This is a genomic window from Pseudomonas sp. NyZ480 (assembly GCF_029537255.1).
Taxonomy (GTDB): Bacteria; Pseudomonadota; Gammaproteobacteria; order Pseudomonadales; family Pseudomonadaceae; genus Aquipseudomonas; species Aquipseudomonas taiwanensis.
On sequence record NZ_CP120626.1, the window covers coordinates 2,839,925 to 2,854,569 of the forward strand.

Sequence of the window (14,645 nt, forward strand, 5' to 3'; positions counted from 1 at the left end):
ATGTCCGCTATCGAACAATCGCAACAAGTGTTTGACCTGGTCGTCCTTGGCAGCGGTGCCGGGGGATTCGCCACCGCCGCCACCGCTGCCCGCCTTGGCCTGAAGGTATTGATCGTGGAAAAGGCCGACACCTTTGGCGGCACCTCAGCCATTTCCGGTGGCGCGGTGTGGATCCATGGCAGTGATCAAGCGAGCGCCGCCGGCGCCGAGGATTCGCCCGAAGCCATCCGCACTTACCTCAAGGCGATCATCGGCGCCGGTTATAAACCTGAGCTCGTGGACGCCTTCGTCGAACGCGGCCACCAAGCGTTGCGTTGGCTGGAGGCCAACACCGAGCTGCGGTACAGCCTGCGCCCGCACTCACCGGACTACTACCCGGATGCACCCGGCGCCACCGAGTTTGGACGCGCACTGGAAATGGTCGAGTACGACGGGCGCCACCTCGGCCCGCGCTTCAAGGACCTGAAGATGCCCCCGCCCGGCATGCTGCTGTTCGGCGGGATGATGGTCAACCGCGTGGACATCCAGCACTTCCTGAGCATGCGCCGCTCGGCTGCATCGCTCTGGCACTGCATAAAGCTGATGGCTCGCTACGGGGTGGATCGGCTGCGCCACCACCGTGGCACCCGGCTGACGACCGGCAACGCGCTGATCGCCCGGCTGGCTTGCAGCGCTTTGGCCGACGGTGCTCAATTGTGGCTGCGCAGCGAGGCGCAGGCGCTGATCGTCGAGCAGGGGGTGGTCCGTGGTGTGGTGGTACTGCGCGAGGGCCGTCGCGAACGGGTTCTCGCCCACGGCGGCGTTGTCTGCGCCATGGGCGGTTTCGCAGCAGGCGCGCTAGCCGCCGCTAACCGGCCCGACGCAAGCGCACCGCACCTGACCATGTCTCCTCCCACCAATGACGGGGCCGCCCTGCGCCTGGGCGAAGCCGTGCAGGCAGCCAAGGGCGAGGACCTGGCCGCCAACTTCTTCTGGGCTCCGGTGTCCGAGCTGCGCCATTCCAATGGCGAGCGCGAACGCTTCCCGCACCTGGTCACCGACCGCGCCAAACCGGGTGTGATTGCAGTCGATCCGACCGGTCGGCGTTTCGTCAACGAGTCCAACTCCTATCATCATTTTGTGCAGACCATGTTCGCCCAGGGCATCAGCAGCTGCTGGTTGATCTGCGATGCTGATGCCATGAACCGCTATGGCCTCGGGCTGGCGCGTCCAAGGCCGGTAGACAACAACGCGCTGATCGAGGCCGGCTACCTGCATCGGGCCGACACCCCGCATGCCCTCGCCCAAGCCATCGGCATCGACCCGCAAACACTTGCGCAAACACTTGAGCACTTCAACGCCGATGCTCGTATCGGCATCGACCGTGCATTCGGGAAGGGAGCCAACAGCTACAACCGCTACATGGGCGACCCACAGCACCAACCCAACCCGTGCCTGGCGCCCTTGGCCAAGGCGCCGTTCTATGCGATCCGAATCCACACCGGCGACCTCGGCTCGGCACGCGGCCTGGCGACCGACGCCAACGCCAACGTACTGAGCGAAGCCGGCGCGCCGATCACCGGCCTGTACGCCGTTGGCAACGACATGAACTCGATCATGGAGGGCACCTACCCAGGCCCAGGCATCACCCTTGGCCCCGCCCTCACCTTCGGCTGGATCGCTGCCAGCCATATCGCCGAACGCCTGCGGGCGCCGGCCACTCACGCGGAGAAAAACCCATGTACTACGAACTGAGAACCTACACCCTCGACCCACTGAAACTCGCTGACTGGCTGGCCCTGTACCAAAGCCATGCGCTGGAGGTGCAAACCGAACACCTGGGCAAGCTGATCGGCTTTTTCACCACCGAGTTCGGCGAGGCCAACCAGGTGGTGCACCTGTGGGGCTACACCAGCCTTGACGAGCGGATGGAGCGACGCAAAGCAATGGCCGCCGACCCACGCTGGGCGGAATTCTCGCGGCGCAACCGCGAGTTGGGTGCGGTGCTCAAGCTGCAATCGAGTGTGCTGCGGCCAACGGGCTTCTCGCCGTTGCAGTGAGGGAGTTAGATCCGCTCACCGGGCCTCTCCCCTCCAGGAAGGGGCCGCAAAGCACCGAAGGTGCCGAGGTGATGGGCCTTGGCAATTGACAACCTGACTGGAATCCCTCGATGTCAACCCTGCCCACTCTGGAATGCGATGTCCTTGTCATCGGCTCAGGTGCCTCTGGCCTTGCCGCCGCAGTCACTGCCGCGCATCACGGCTTGAACGTGATCGTCGCGGAAAAGGCCAGCCAACTGGGCGGCACCAGCGCCTGGTCGGGTGGCTGGTTGTGGATACCCCGTAACCCCCTGGCCGTCGCAGAGGGTTTCATCGAGGCCGACGACGGGCCTGAACGGTACTTGCGCGCACAAACCCAGGTAACCGAACTGGACTCCCGCCAGCACGCCTTCTTGCGCCATGGTCCGGACATGGTGGCGTTCTTCCAGCAACATACCGCCGTGCAGTTCTTCTGCGGCTCGACAATGCCCGACATGCACGAAGGGGAAGGCAGCGCACGGGGCGGACGGTCACTGTGTGCGCTACCGTTCGATGGACGCCAACTCGGGCCATGGATACACAAGCTGCGGCCACCACTGGACATCGTCAGCCTGGCAGGCATGGGCATCGCCGGTGGCGCGGACATGGCCGCGTTCTTCAATGCCACAAGCTCGGCAAAAGCCGCCATGCACGTCAGCAAGCGCCTCCTGCGCCATGGACGCGACCTTCTGTTGCATCGACGCGGCCTGCAACTGGTCAACGGCAATGCCCTGGTAGCGCGCCTGCTGCGCAGCGCTCTGGACCTTGACGTGTGTTTGCTCACCGACCTTGCCGCGACAGGCTTGCTGGGCGACGACGACCGAATCACCGGGGCACGGTTCGCCAACGGCCAACGGGTGCGGGCCCGGCGTGGCGTGGTACTGGCTTGCGGTGGTTTTCCCCATGACCGCCAGCGCATCGCCCAGTTGGTCGGCCATGCACCCGACGGTAATGCTCATCATAGCGCCGCGCCAAGGGAAAACAGCGGCGACGGCCTGCGCCTGGGCGAACAGGTCGGCGGCCAGGTCAGCCCTACGCTGGCCCATGCCGGCGCGTGGGCCCCGGTCTCCCTGGTGCCGCGAGGGGATGGCAGCCCGGGGCATTTTCCCCACCTGATCGACCGCGCCAAGCCTGGCTTCATCGTGGTACGCCGCGACGGCCGGCGCTTCGTCAACGAGGCCGACAACTACCACGACTTCATGAATGCACTGTTCGCCGCAACGCCTGAAGGTGAGCCCCATGAAGCCTGGCTGATCTGCGATCACCCCGCCCAACGTCGATATGGCATCGGCTGGGCCAAGCCCTTCCCCTTCCCCACAGGCTTCTACGAGCGGCGCGGCTATTTGTTCAGCGGCCAGACGCTGGACGCGTTGGCCGAGCACTGCGGGATCGATGCCCGTCAACTGAAAACGACAGTGGACGCTTTCAATCATCACGCAGCCCAAGGCGAGGACCCTGAGTTTCAGCGCGGCGCCACCGTCTACAACCGGGCGCAAGGCGACCCACTGCAATCGCCCAACCCATCACTGCGACCGTTGCGGCAAGGACCGTTCCACGCCGTCAGGCTGTTGCCGGGCAGCCTTGGGACCTTTGCCGGGCTGCGTACGGACGCCTGTGCGCGGGTAGTGGACAGCCATGGACGAGCGATCCCCGGCTTGTTTGCGGTCGGCAATGACATGCAGAGCATAATGGGTGGGCATTATCCAAGCGGTGGCATCACCCTTGGTCCGGGCATGACGTTCGGCTACCTGGCCGGCCTGGCGCTGAGCCAGACTCAGGCAACCTCTCGCTATTGTTCGGTTACCGAACAATAGCCCCTCCCATGAATTGACGCCTCTCCATTCACTACTCACCATTGCCTGGCCTTGCGTGTGCCCCCTGCCTGGGAAACAGCCACGACCGAGACGTACCGCAGTCATTACAATTTCAAGAAATAGCCTCGACATGACCCAATCCAAGTTCGACACCGCCTTGCCACGGCTTGGCCACGGCTCCATCGGCGACAAGCTCCGCGGCGCCTTCGCCGTCGGCAAAACCCGCTGGGGCATGCTTGCTCTGGTGTTCTTCGCCACCACCCTGAACTACATAGACCGAGCGGCGCTCGGCATCATGCAGCCGGTCTTGTCCAAGGAAATGGGCTGGACGGCGATGGATTACGCCAACATCAACTTCTGGTTCCAGGTTGGCTACGCCATCGGTTTTTTGCTGCAAGGCAGGCTGATCGACAACATTGGCGTCAAGCGTGCGTTCTTCTGCGCGGTGCTGCTCTGGAGCCTGGCCACCGGCGCCCACGGACTGGCCACTTCGGCAGCCGGCTTCATGGTGTGCCGGTTCATTCTCGGCCTGACCGAGGCGGCCAACTACCCGGCCTGCGTGAAAACCACGCGCCTGTGGTTCCCCGCAGGCGAACGTGCCATCGCCACAGGGCTGTTCAACGCCGGCACCAACGTTGGCGCCATGGTCACCCCGGCCCTGCTGCCGGTGGTTCTGGCCGTGTGGGGCTGGCAGGCTGCATTCATCGCCATGGGTTGCCTGGGCCTGGTCTGGGTAGTGTTCTGGGGCCTCAAATACTTCAATCCTGAAGATCATCCACGCCTGCGCCAGAGCGAGCTGGAATACATCCAGCAGGACGCAGAGCCTGACGTGCCACGCCTGCCGTTCAGCCGTATCCTGCGCTTGCGTGGTACCTGGGCCTTTGCCGTAGCGTACTCGATCACAGCACCGGTGTTCTGGTTCTACCTGTACTGGCTGCCACCGTTTCTCAACCAGCAATATTCCCTGGGCATCAGCGTGACCCAGATGGGCATCCCGCTAATGCTGATCTGGCTGACTGCGGACTTCGGCAGTATTGGCGGCGGCATCCTTTCATCCTGGCTGATAGGCCGTGGAGTGCGCGCCACCCGCGCCCGATTGATTTCGATGCTGGTCTTCGCCTGCACCATCATCAGCGTCGTCTTCGCCGCCAATGCCAGCGGTCTGTGGATCGCGGTCCTGGCCATTGCCGTGGCGGTGGGTGCCCACCAGGCCTGGACGGCGAACATCTGGAGCCTGGTGATGGACTACACGCCCAAGCACCTGGTGAGCACCGTGTTCGGCTTCGGCAGCATGTGCGCAGCGATCGGCGGCATGTTCATGACCCAGATCGTCGGCAGCGTCCTGACTGCCACCCACAACAACTACGCGGTGTTGTTCACCATGATCCCGGCGATGTACTTCATTGCGCTGGTCTGGATGTACTTCATGGCACCGCGCACGATCGAATCGGCCTAAGCGCGAATCCCTTTCCTCTACGGGGCCCTTCGGGGCCTCTTTTTTGGCCAAGCCGTAGGAGCCGGCTTACCGGCTCCTACAGGCAACGATCAGACTTGCGCCAATACCCCGCGTGCTTTTTCCAAGGCCATCCGCGCCCGTTGCTCGGCACTCACGCCCTGCTCCATCAAGTGCCGTGTCGGAATTTCCAGGCTCAGCGGCACCGTGGCCGGCAAGGTACGTAGCAAGCCGACCAGGTCAGCGTCGCCCTCACCGGGGAAGCGCCGCTCGTTGCGGGCCTGGCGCAGGATCTCGTCCATATCGTCCGGCACCGGCCCGGCAACGTCGCAAAGCTGCGCATAATGCATGCGCTCGGGCGCCAGACTCGCGAGCGCCTGGAGGGAAGATCCGGAACGGTTGAAATGGAAGGCGTCAACCAGTACGCAGCCGTTGACTCGGTCAGCCGCTGCAACGATGTCCACCGCCTGGCTCAGGTTGCGCACGTCAGTCCAGGGCATGAATTCAAGGTGCGGGCGAATGCCATAGCTCACCGCCAGATCGCACAACGCGGCAAAGCGTTCGGTCAATCGCCCATGGTCAGGGTCGTTCCCCGCCACCAGCAGCTCGCTCCCCCCCAACTCAGCCCCCACCGCCAGGATAGGCTCGAAATCGGCGACACAGGTCTGCGGTTGCAACCGCAGGATTTCCAGGTCCAGCACCTTGATGCCCGTATCACGCAGTCGCGCTTGCGTTTGTCGGCGCAGCTCGGTATCCGCCACCAGCGGGAAATGTCGCTCTTCCCTGGTAGCGGGCACCAGACGCAGGCCCACGTGGCTGTAACCGGCGCGAGCGGCGACTTCCACCATCTGCGGTGGGGGAAGTTCAAGCACCGTCAGGGCGGCAAGGGAAAAGATTCGATCGGTCATGTGTTTCACCAAAAGCATGAAAAAGAAAGGTCTCGCCGCTGACCTGCCACAGTGGCAATCCCAGCGGCGAGGTGTAGACGTCAGATGGGGGCTGGAGCGCAGGCTCGACCGCTTTCGGCTGCCTGGCGGATGGCTTCGATCAGCGCCAGGGTGCGGCCACCATCGGCGGCATCGATCAGTGGTGCTTCCTGACCACGGGCAACGCGGATGAAGTGCTGCAACTGCAAGGTCAACGCCTCACCAGGGGGAATGGCTTCTTCGCTTTGCAGCAGCGGTGTATGCCAGCCCGAACCCGTCTCGGCGTAGTGCCAACGCTTGAGCTGCGGAATGCTCAGCGCACCTTCGGTCCCGGCCAGCAAGTAGCAAGGCTGGTCGGCCTGGCGTGGGTAGACTGGACTTTCGCCGGAGCCCAGCTCCCAGCTCCAGGGCGCGGCCACCGCGTCGGATCCGGTCAGGCTGCCCAGTGCGCCGTTGGCGAACTGCAACAGCACAGCAGCGCTGTCCTCGTTGGCGAAGCCCCGCACGTCATTGCGGGTGAACGCCTGCACCTGGACCACCTCGCCACAGAGGTAGCGCAACAGGTCAAGGTCGTGAATCAGGTTGGTCAGCAGAAAACCTGCGCCCGGCTCTCGGCGCCAAGGCGTCTCGAAGTAGCTGTCGGGCTTCTGCAACTGCCACAGCGCGGTGACGTTGATCAGCCGGCCCAGTCGCCCGTCCTGAATCACTTGGCGGGCACGGGCGATCAAGGGGTTATGCCGCCGGTGATGGCCGACCAGGACCGGTACACCATGGCGTTGCGACGCCGCTACCAGTGCGCGGACCTCGTCCAGGTGTACGCCCACTGGCTTTTCTACCAGTACCGGCACCCCGGCCTCGACACAAGCCAGGGCCGTAGCGACATGCTGGTTGTTCGGGTTGGCGATGATCACCGCTTCAGGCTTGATCTGCTCCAGCATCTGGCGGTGATCAGCGAACCAAGCCACGCCACACTCGGTGGCGAAAGCCTCGGCCTGCGGGCCTGGGTCGGCCACCGCGCACAACTGCGCTTGAGGAACATTGCGCAGGTGCTGGTAATGCTGGCGGCCCATGATCCCGGCACCGATGAGTGCGATACGAAGGGGTGCGTTCAACAGTCTGTCCTCTTGTCATTATTGTCATGGCAATTCCAGAACCAGGTTCCAGAATCAACCAACAATAATTTAGAACCAAGTTCCAGATACCAGAAGCGCCCTCGACACAGACTGTGCGGTAATCGACCGCAAAATGCCCGGATACCTTTACGACGCGAACAATTCACTGGCCTGACTGGCCGCCGACAGCTCCTCCACCGCCGCCAGCAACTGTGGCGCCAAGTCTGGCAAGCGCGCCTGGGCCATACGAGCGCTGGGGCCGGCGATGCTCAGTACGCCGATGACCTCATCACTTTGCGGACGACGCACCACGGCAGCCAGCGCCGAGGTGCCGACCGCGGAGGTTTCCTCGACCCAGGCGTAACCACGTTCGCGGGCGCGGTGCAGGTAACCGAGCAGTTCCTCCGTGGAACGCGGTGCATTCGGGCCGAACTGCGCAGGGTCGGCAATGCCTTGACGCAAGACCATCTGCAGCGCCGCTTCATCGCTCAAGCTGGCCAGCCAGGCATGCCCGGAGGCGGTGTAGAACAGCGGCGCATCCCGGCCCATGTCGGGGTCGTAGCGCAGCCCGGACCGAGCCCCCTGGGACTTGGCGATCCATGTCTGGCGGCTGCCGTCGATTACACCGAGGCGAACCAGTTCGCCGCTGTCCTGGGCCAGACGGTCGAGAATCGGCTGAATGATGTCGGCGCCGCTGTTGGAAAGGTAGCGAAAGCCCAGCGCCACCAGCTTGGCTGACAGTTGGTAGCGGCTGTTGTCGCGATTCTGACGCACGTAGCCCAGGCGAACCAGCTCGGCGAGCATGCGGTGGGTGGCACTTTTGGGGATGTCCAGGCGCTCGGCCAGGGTTTGCAATGCCAACCCGTGCGGTTCGCCGGTAAGGCATTCAACAAGACTGAAGGCGCGTTCGATCTGACTACCAGCCATGACTACGAGATCCCTTAAAAATTGGGCGAATTCTAGAAGAAAATGCCGCATCCACAGACGTCTTGACAGCCAAGTGTCCGGTTATCGACCACTAATTGCCTCTAGCCTGCGCGAATCGCTTGCATCACGCCCGGCCTGCCAAGAACATTGTGGAACCGAGTTCCAATAATAATGCAGGAGACCCCCGATGCCCACCGATACCTTCCAAGCCGACTGTGACGTTCTGGTCATCGGCTCCGGCGCAGCCGGGCTGGCTGCTGCCGTCACGGCCGCCTGGCACGGGCAGAGCGTCATCTTGGTCGAGAAGGAGCCGGTGTTCGGCGGTGCCACGGCCTGGTCCGGCGGCTGGGCTTGGGTGCCGCGCAACCCATTGGCCCAGCGTGCGGGTATCGAGGAAAGCATCGAACAGCCACGCACCTACTTGCGCAATGAACTTGGCGAGCACTTCGACGCCGAGCGTGTCGATGCTTTCCTCGAAGCCTGCCCGCACATGGTGGCGTTTTTCGAGAAGCACACCGCGCTGCAGTTCGCCGACGGCAATGGTATCCCGGACATGCACGGCGATACCCCTGGGGCGGCCACCGGCGGCCACCAAGTGATCGCGGCGCCATACGATGCCCGCGAAGTCGGCGCCCTGCTGCCGCGCCTGCGCAAGACCCTGCGCGAAACCTCGTTCATGGGCATGCCGATCATGGCCGGTACCGACCTTGGCGCGTTCCTCAACATGACCCGCTCACCGCGGGCCTTCCTTCACGTGTGCAAGCGCTTTGGCCGTCACCTCTACCACCTTGCCCGATACGGACGTGCCATGCACCTGGTCAATGGCGTGGCGCTGGTGGCGCGGCTGGCGAAATCGGCGCAGGACCTGGGTGTGCGTCTGCTGGAGTCCGCACCGGCCAGGCACTTGCTAATGGAAGATGGCCAGGTGAAAGGGGCAGTCGTCACGACGCCCCAGGGTGAGATGCGCATTCGGGCCAAGGCAGTGGTGCTGGCCGCCGGAGGCTTTCCCAATGACACCAAACGGCGTCAGCAACTGTTCCCGCGCGACGCCACTGGCCAAGACAACCTTGCCCTGCCCCCGCTCTCCTGTTCGGGTGATGGGCTGCGCTTGGGCGAGTCGGCGGGCGGCGTGGTCGCGACCGACCTGAAGTCACCAGTGGCCTGGGCGCCGGTGTCGAAGGTGCCGCACCGTGACGGCAGCATGGGCCACTTTCCGCACATCATCGAGCGTGGCAAGCCAGGGATCATTGGCGTGCTGGCCAGCGGCGAGCGTTTCGTCAACGAAGCGCACGGCTACTACGACTACGTTTCGGCCATGGTCGATGCGGTACCACCAGGAAAAGAAGTCTGCTCATGGCTGATCTGCGATCACCGCTTCCTGCGCCGCTATGGCCTTGGTCACGCGCGTCCGGCACCGCTACCGGTATGGCCCCACCTTCGCAGCGGCTACCTCAAGCGCGGCGCGACACTGGAACAGTTGGCGCTTGCCTGTGGTATCGACGCTGCTGGATTGATCAACACCGTCGTCAATTTCAACCGCCATGCACGAACCGGCCAGGACCCCGCATTCGGACGCGGCTCCACGCCATTCAACCGAAAGCAAGGCGACCCTCTGCACAAAGGCCCTAACCCCTGCGTGGCGCCCATCGAGCAGGGCCCGTTCTACGCCGTTAAGGTTCAACCCGGTTGCTTCGGCACCTTCGCCGGCCTTCGCACCGACGGCCATGCACGAGTGCTGGACGAAGCGGGCCAGCCGATAGCCGGCTTGTACGCTGTCGGTACCGACATGGCCAGTGTGTTTGGCGGTTGGTACCCCTCTGGCGGAATCAACCTGGGTCCGGCACTGACTTTCGGCTATGTGGCTGGGAGGCACATTGCCGGGGCGACCGCCTACGAATGAACCGCTGGCACTGCTGGCGCCAGGGGCACATCATCAGAACGCATGAAATAGCATCAGGCCGCCTTCCGCATCGGGACTGGCGTCGGAGAAACCTTTGACCGCGTACAACTGAACCTTCCATTGCGCGCTCAGCTTATGGGTGACGAACAGGGTGAGTTCCTTGATTTGCGACCCAGTGGACACGACTTTCTGCCGCCAGTCATAGGAAGCACCTGCCGTGGTACCCCTCGCCACTGGCAGGGCGAACCCCAGGCTGGCGAATACCGGGTCATCGAAATCGCTGCCTGGCGGGTCGCCGTACTTCTTCCAGCCCAGAGTGGCGAAGCCGGTCACCGGGCCAAATGCCTTGGCGATGTCGACCTGACCGGTGTAGTCGTACTCACCGGTACCCAGGCACTGGTCTTCATCGGCAGTAGGGAATTTGACCTTGCCGATCAGGTCGAGCAAGACGCCACCTGCACTGCCGTCAAGCAAGGCGTAAGCCGCGCTGGTGACCGTGTCGCCCAGACCGCTTTCCACATCCCTGCAACCGCCGGGCAGCGGGTCGCCATCGGGGCCCACCTCAGGGTTGGTGATGCGTAACCAGGGTACGGTGACCTTGTACGTCATCGGGCCGGTCTCGTATTTCGCCACCACAGGGACGTACCAGATCTCCGATGTGGTGCCGGTGCCGTAGTCGCCACTGGAATAGTCCAGGCCTGAGGCCAGGGTGAACGTGTCAGCCATCGCCGATGCGCTGATGCTCGCCAGCAAGCTGGTGAACAGAGGGAGCATGGGTCTCATCCGCACCTCAACTTCCCGTTGGAACGTGTGATCCGTTTCTCCCAGCCTAGTTGTTCCATGCCGAACTGCTTACCTCTAATGCCCGGAACGTTCGGGGCGCTCGACCTTCTCGGTTTTTTCTACTTTCTCGACCTTCTCCACTTTTTCGATTTTTTCTACCTTCTCGACTTTCTCAATCTTTTCAACCCGCTCTACTTTTTCGACTTTGTCCACCTTGTCGATCTTTTCTACCTTTTCGACTTTCTCGACCTTTTCGACTTTCTCGACCTTATCGGGCTTTTCGACCTTCTCGCCTTTCTCGATCTTCTCCACTTTCTCGGCCTTCTCTACTGCCCCGGCCCTCTCTACCCTTTCGGGCCGTCCACTGTTGCCGTGGCTCTCCTGCTTTTGCGCCGCCTCGACCCGCTCTGATCCAGCGTGGTCAACCGACTCGGTCGCTCCGTGGTCATCTGCCCCGACCTCGACTCGTACGCTTTTCCCGCTGTGGTCGTCGTTGAAAGCGCGGGTATCGCCCCCGCCATGCCCACTGTTGCGCGAGCCTGTCGTACTGTTCGAGTTCTGGTCGGTGCTGCGCTCCCGATTCCCCTTGCCCGAATGGTCGAGGCGTTCGCCAGGGCTTTCGACACGTGCTGCCCGTAGCTCACGATGGCCAGTGAACACCCCACTGACCCGAACGCGCTGATCCACTGCCAGGGTCTGCGCCTGCTCGCCTACGATCACCGTGTCACGCCCCAAGGTCACCTGAATGCCGCCAACGACCAGTCGTTGGTTCTGCCGACGCTGCACAAGCCCCTCGATCACAGCCGTCTGCACCCGACCGGCGAACGGCAGGCTTGGGTCGGGCCGGCTCTGTACGACTTCCAGCTGGCGCCCGGTCCATTGTCCCCGCACCAGCACTTCCTGCGCGGGCGCCATGCGGGTCCCGAGCTTCAGCCCCTGGAGGGAGCCAGCACGGTCTATCGTGCCAATCGCGCTGGACGCCTTCAGGCCCGGCGCACGCTCGATACGGCTGGCCACCACTGCGCCATTGGCATCGCGCAGGCCGCTGACTTTGACCGGCTCGCCAGGGCGTAACCCCTCTGCCACCCTCGCCCCTGCGGCCAGCCGCACTGGCTGGCCCATTACCCGCAGTGGCCCAGCAGCATTGGGCAGCGCGGTCAACGGGCCTTCGTAGACATTGAGAATCGAGATGCGCCCAGCATTCAGACCACGCTGGGTGACGAAGGCTTCTATGGCAACGACCTGGCCGATGGCAAGGTGGGCACTACTGGCGGGCATGCCGTTCTCGCTGACTGGCACGTCTTTGCCAAAGTGAACTTCAAGGCCATTGACGCAAATCGACGCAAACCCGGTTATGGTGCCGACGATGCCTGTGCCACCGGTTCCTCCAGGGCGCAGCACCGGAGCCCCCGTTCCGCCAACACCACCGTTATCGCGATCGAACAGAATGCCGTCCACGCCGTCTGCCACTGCCCCGGTACCGCCCGTGCCACCTGGACGCTGCTGCGCAGGTGCACCCGTGCCGCCCACACCACCGCTTGCGCTCCGTACACCAGTACCACCCATGCCCCCCGGAGACTGCAGGCCCGCAGCGCCCGCCATGCCCACTTCGTCACGGCTAACACACACGGGGGCGGCTTGCACGCCGGCACAGGTCGCCAGCCCCAGACCCAAGGCCAGCATGACCACACTGAGGCAGCGCGAGAAGGCATTCATGTGTCAGGCGTCTTGTGCGAATCGGGTTGGGTAGGCTCAGTGTAGAAATAAAGCCCGATGGTGATGCGCTGACGTTGTTCAGGACTGGGCGAGTCGGCGCTTTCAAGGTCGGCGGCCATCCGACTGAAGCCTAGCAGTGTTTGCATGCCGTCCTTGGCCACCAACTCACGCAGACTTTCCACGCTGGCCAGGCTAAGGGCATCGTAGTGCACACTTCGCTCGAAAAAGGGCAGACCCTGGCCGCTCAAGTTGTGCACCGCCGCGCTGGCGTGGTCATGCAGGTTATGACCAAAGTACGCGGCTTTTTCGTCGAACCCCTTCTGCGGCACGAATGCCTCGGCTTCCAGGTGCACACGGTCTTGCTCGTCCAATCGGACGATGCCCAGTCGCAACCACTCATCGAGCACCACCCGGGCACGGATGTCGGTGCTGACCTTCGCCACCAGAGCATCGAACGAACACGCCCCTCCGACGCTGGCCAGCCGCGGCAACGGCAGCGCCTGCCCGACATTGGCGCAGAACGGCGGGCTGTTGGTCCAGAGATTGACCAGTTGCGCACCAAGCGTGATGTTTTCCGGCAGCGCTTGCGACGCTTCACTCTCGCCGCGTAGGCGCCTGACGTCCTTGCGATGCACCCCCGTCAACAGACTGATGCGGCTATCGCTGGGCGCCTTTTCGTCCAGTCGAAACTCCCGATGGGCAACATCGACGAACACCTGCTTGAGCAGGTCGGCGAACACCGTATAGGTGACCCCCTTGCGCAGCATCAACCGCACCAGCGGGTACATCACCCGGCGCAAGGCATTGAGCATGGAGGGCGGTAATGTCGGCGATTGCATTGAGCGCATTTCCTTGACAGGTGGAAGCCGTATACGACGCGGGAAATAATCCCATACGTCCCGTAACCATTTCCTTCCCGAAACACCAAATTAACTGTCAGCGCTCATTGCACATGCGTTGAGAGGGGCAGTCGTGGACTGGGCAAGCCCAGGCAAAACCCGCCCCCCCAAGGTTTTGCTCATGGCCTGTCAGCGTGGCTCAGCTCCTGCTGTTGTCATCCCCCGCTTCGCCGCCGGCGTGAGTGCCGCGGTCATCACCCGGTTCGCCACCCACAGGGTTGCCGCGATCATCGCCAGGCTCGCCACCGACGTGATTGCCATGGTCATCGCCAGGCTCACCGCCAACATGATTGCCATGATCGTCACCCGGCTCGCCGCCAACATGGTTACCGTGATCGTCGCCGGGTTCGCCGCCGACATGATTGCCATGATCATCGCCTGCTTCGGCGTGGTTGCCGCTGCGCCCGGCATTGGAGTTGCCGTCGTGACCACGGCCTGCATCGCCATGACCGCTGCCGCTGTGGCCGCCGCTGTGGCCTCCATGACCGCCACCGTCGCCGCCATGACCACCACTACCGCCGTGGCCACCACCATGACCACCACCACCTCCACCGCCATGGCCTCCGCCACCACCGTGGCCACCACCACCGCCATGGCCACCACCACCGCCATGGCCTCCGCCGCCACCGTGGCCACCGCCGCCACCTCCATGACCGCCACCCCCACCCTCCTTGGCGTACGCGCTGGCGCTTTGGGAAATCGTGTCCGGAACCAAAACGATGGACGCTGACAGCACGGCGCCTATGGCCGCCGCCAGTAATGCCCTCTTGAACAACCTCTGGATTTGCATTTTCCGTCTCCTGGTCATCACCGCGAGAAACGCCAAATCAAGTCGGGAATCGTTGGAAGCTTTTACTTTTCTTAGCGTGGGAATTTTTCCCACACATATTAATTAGTCCCTTTCGCCGCGCGGTTCAAGCCGCGTCGGGAAAAGCCGACCGGTGGTGAGTGATGGCAAGTGGAGACAATCGCGACGAGGGGCGGCTTGGCGGGCTCAGAACACAGACCAGCGGGCATCAGCGCCCCGCGCTTGGAACTATTCTCTTCGATGGGGTTAG

At 63.3% G+C, this 14,645-nt stretch carries 12 protein-coding genes; 5 read left to right on the forward strand and 7 right to left on the reverse strand.

Going from position 1 to position 14,645, the window contains the following annotated elements:
* The 4 genes from P3R38_RS12920 to P3R38_RS12935 all read left to right on the forward strand — a co-directional run bounded on the left by P3R38_RS12920 (position 1) and on the right by P3R38_RS12935 (position 5,327).
* A complete protein-coding gene (locus tag P3R38_RS12920; protein ID WP_277686204.1) occupies positions 1–1,734 on the forward strand; it encodes an FAD-dependent oxidoreductase in 1,734 nt (577 codons plus the stop codon).
* Positions 1,719–2,039, forward strand: a complete 321-nt coding sequence (locus tag P3R38_RS12925; RefSeq protein WP_277686205.1) for an NIPSNAP family protein — start codon at positions 1,719–1,721, stop codon at positions 2,037–2,039. The genes P3R38_RS12920 and P3R38_RS12925 overlap by 16 nt, the downstream gene beginning before the upstream one ends.
* A 119-nt stretch (positions 2,040–2,158) precedes the next feature.
* On the forward strand, positions 2,159–3,871 hold the full coding sequence (locus P3R38_RS12930; RefSeq protein ID WP_277687213.1) for an FAD-dependent oxidoreductase: 1,713 nt from the start codon (positions 2,159–2,161) through the stop codon (positions 3,869–3,871).
* A 130-nt stretch (positions 3,872–4,001) separates the two neighbouring features.
* Positions 4,002–5,327: an MFS transporter gene (locus tag P3R38_RS12935; protein WP_277686206.1), complete on the forward strand. Its 1,326-nt coding sequence runs from the start codon at positions 4,002–4,004 to the stop codon at positions 5,325–5,327.
* 89 nt (positions 5,328–5,416) lie between these two features.
* Here the strand turns inward: P3R38_RS12935 and P3R38_RS12940 are convergent, their stop codons facing one another.
* The 3 genes from P3R38_RS12940 to P3R38_RS12950 all read right to left on the reverse strand — a co-directional run bounded on the left by P3R38_RS12940 (position 5,417) and on the right by P3R38_RS12950 (position 8,289).
* On the reverse strand, positions 5,417–6,232 hold the full coding sequence (locus P3R38_RS12940) for a sugar phosphate isomerase/epimerase (protein WP_104883868.1): 816 nt from the start codon (positions 6,230–6,232) through the stop codon (positions 5,417–5,419).
* Positions 6,233–6,312: 80 nt separating this feature from the next.
* Positions 6,313–7,362, reverse strand: a complete 1,050-nt coding sequence (locus tag P3R38_RS12945; protein ID WP_277686207.1) for a Gfo/Idh/MocA family oxidoreductase — start codon at positions 7,360–7,362, stop codon at positions 6,313–6,315.
* A 147-nt stretch (positions 7,363–7,509) separates the two neighbouring features.
* Positions 7,510–8,289 carry an IclR family transcriptional regulator gene (locus P3R38_RS12950; RefSeq protein ID WP_023380688.1) on the reverse strand — a complete coding sequence of 260 codons (780 nt, stop codon included), beginning with the start codon at positions 8,287–8,289 and terminating at the stop codon, positions 7,510–7,512.
* Positions 8,290–8,476: 187 nt separating this feature from the next.
* Here P3R38_RS12950 and P3R38_RS12955 point away from each other — a divergent pair, with 187 nt between their 5' ends.
* On the forward strand, positions 8,477–10,189 hold the full coding sequence (locus tag P3R38_RS12955) for an FAD-dependent oxidoreductase (RefSeq protein ID WP_277686208.1): 1,713 nt from the start codon (positions 8,477–8,479) through the stop codon (positions 10,187–10,189).
* A gap of 33 nt (positions 10,190–10,222) precedes the next feature.
* Here the strand turns inward: P3R38_RS12955 and P3R38_RS12960 are convergent, their stop codons facing one another.
* The 4 genes from P3R38_RS12960 to P3R38_RS12975 all read right to left on the reverse strand — a co-directional run bounded on the left by P3R38_RS12960 (position 10,223) and on the right by P3R38_RS12975 (position 14,377).
* A complete protein-coding gene (locus P3R38_RS12960) occupies positions 10,223–10,972 on the reverse strand; it encodes a hypothetical protein (protein WP_049818773.1) in 750 nt (249 codons plus the stop codon).
* Between the two features lie 75 nt (positions 10,973–11,047).
* Positions 11,048–12,688, reverse strand: coding sequence for a DUF5666 domain-containing protein (locus P3R38_RS12965; protein ID WP_023380692.1), 1,641 nt, complete (start codon positions 12,686–12,688; stop codon positions 11,048–11,050).
* On the reverse strand, positions 12,685–13,527 hold the full coding sequence (locus P3R38_RS12970; RefSeq protein ID WP_027907373.1) for a DUF6502 family protein: 843 nt from the start codon (positions 13,525–13,527) through the stop codon (positions 12,685–12,687). The genes P3R38_RS12965 and P3R38_RS12970 overlap by 4 nt, the downstream gene beginning before the upstream one ends.
* A gap of 199 nt (positions 13,528–13,726) precedes the next feature.
* Positions 13,727–14,377: a hypothetical protein gene (locus tag P3R38_RS12975; RefSeq protein ID WP_277686209.1), complete on the reverse strand. Its 651-nt coding sequence runs from the start codon at positions 14,375–14,377 to the stop codon at positions 13,727–13,729.
* Between the last annotated feature and the right edge of the window lie 268 nt (positions 14,378–14,645).

Excerpts from the sequence above, each read along its gene's own strand:
- P3R38_RS12940 (WP_104883868.1), bottom strand. The coding sequence starts at position 6,232 with ATGACCGATCGAATCTTTTCCCTTGCCGCCCTGACGGTGCTTGAACTT.
- P3R38_RS12920 (WP_277686204.1), top strand. The coding sequence starts at position 1 with ATGTCCGCTATCGAACAATCGCAACAAGTGTTTGACCTGGTCGTCCTT.
- P3R38_RS12960 (WP_049818773.1), bottom strand. The coding sequence starts at position 10,972 with ATGAGACCCATGCTCCCTCTGTTCACCAGCTTGCTGGCGAGCATCAGC.
- P3R38_RS12935 (WP_277686206.1), top strand. The coding sequence starts at position 4,002 with ATGACCCAATCCAAGTTCGACACCGCCTTGCCACGGCTTGGCCACGGC.
- P3R38_RS12965 (WP_023380692.1), bottom strand. The coding sequence starts at position 12,688 with ATGAATGCCTTCTCGCGCTGCCTCAGTGTGGTCATGCTGGCCTTGGGT.
- P3R38_RS12970 (WP_027907373.1), bottom strand. The coding sequence starts at position 13,527 with ATGCAATCGCCGACATTACCGCCCTCCATGCTCAATGCCTTGCGCCGG.
- P3R38_RS12925 (WP_277686205.1), top strand. The coding sequence starts at position 1,719 with ATGTACTACGAACTGAGAACCTACACCCTCGACCCACTGAAACTCGCT.
- P3R38_RS12975 (WP_277686209.1), bottom strand. The coding sequence starts at position 14,377 with ATGCAAATCCAGAGGTTGTTCAAGAGGGCATTACTGGCGGCGGCCATA.
- P3R38_RS12955 (WP_277686208.1), top strand. The coding sequence starts at position 8,477 with ATGCCCACCGATACCTTCCAAGCCGACTGTGACGTTCTGGTCATCGGC.
- P3R38_RS12950 (WP_023380688.1), bottom strand. The coding sequence starts at position 8,289 with ATGGCTGGTAGTCAGATCGAACGCGCCTTCAGTCTTGTTGAATGCCTT.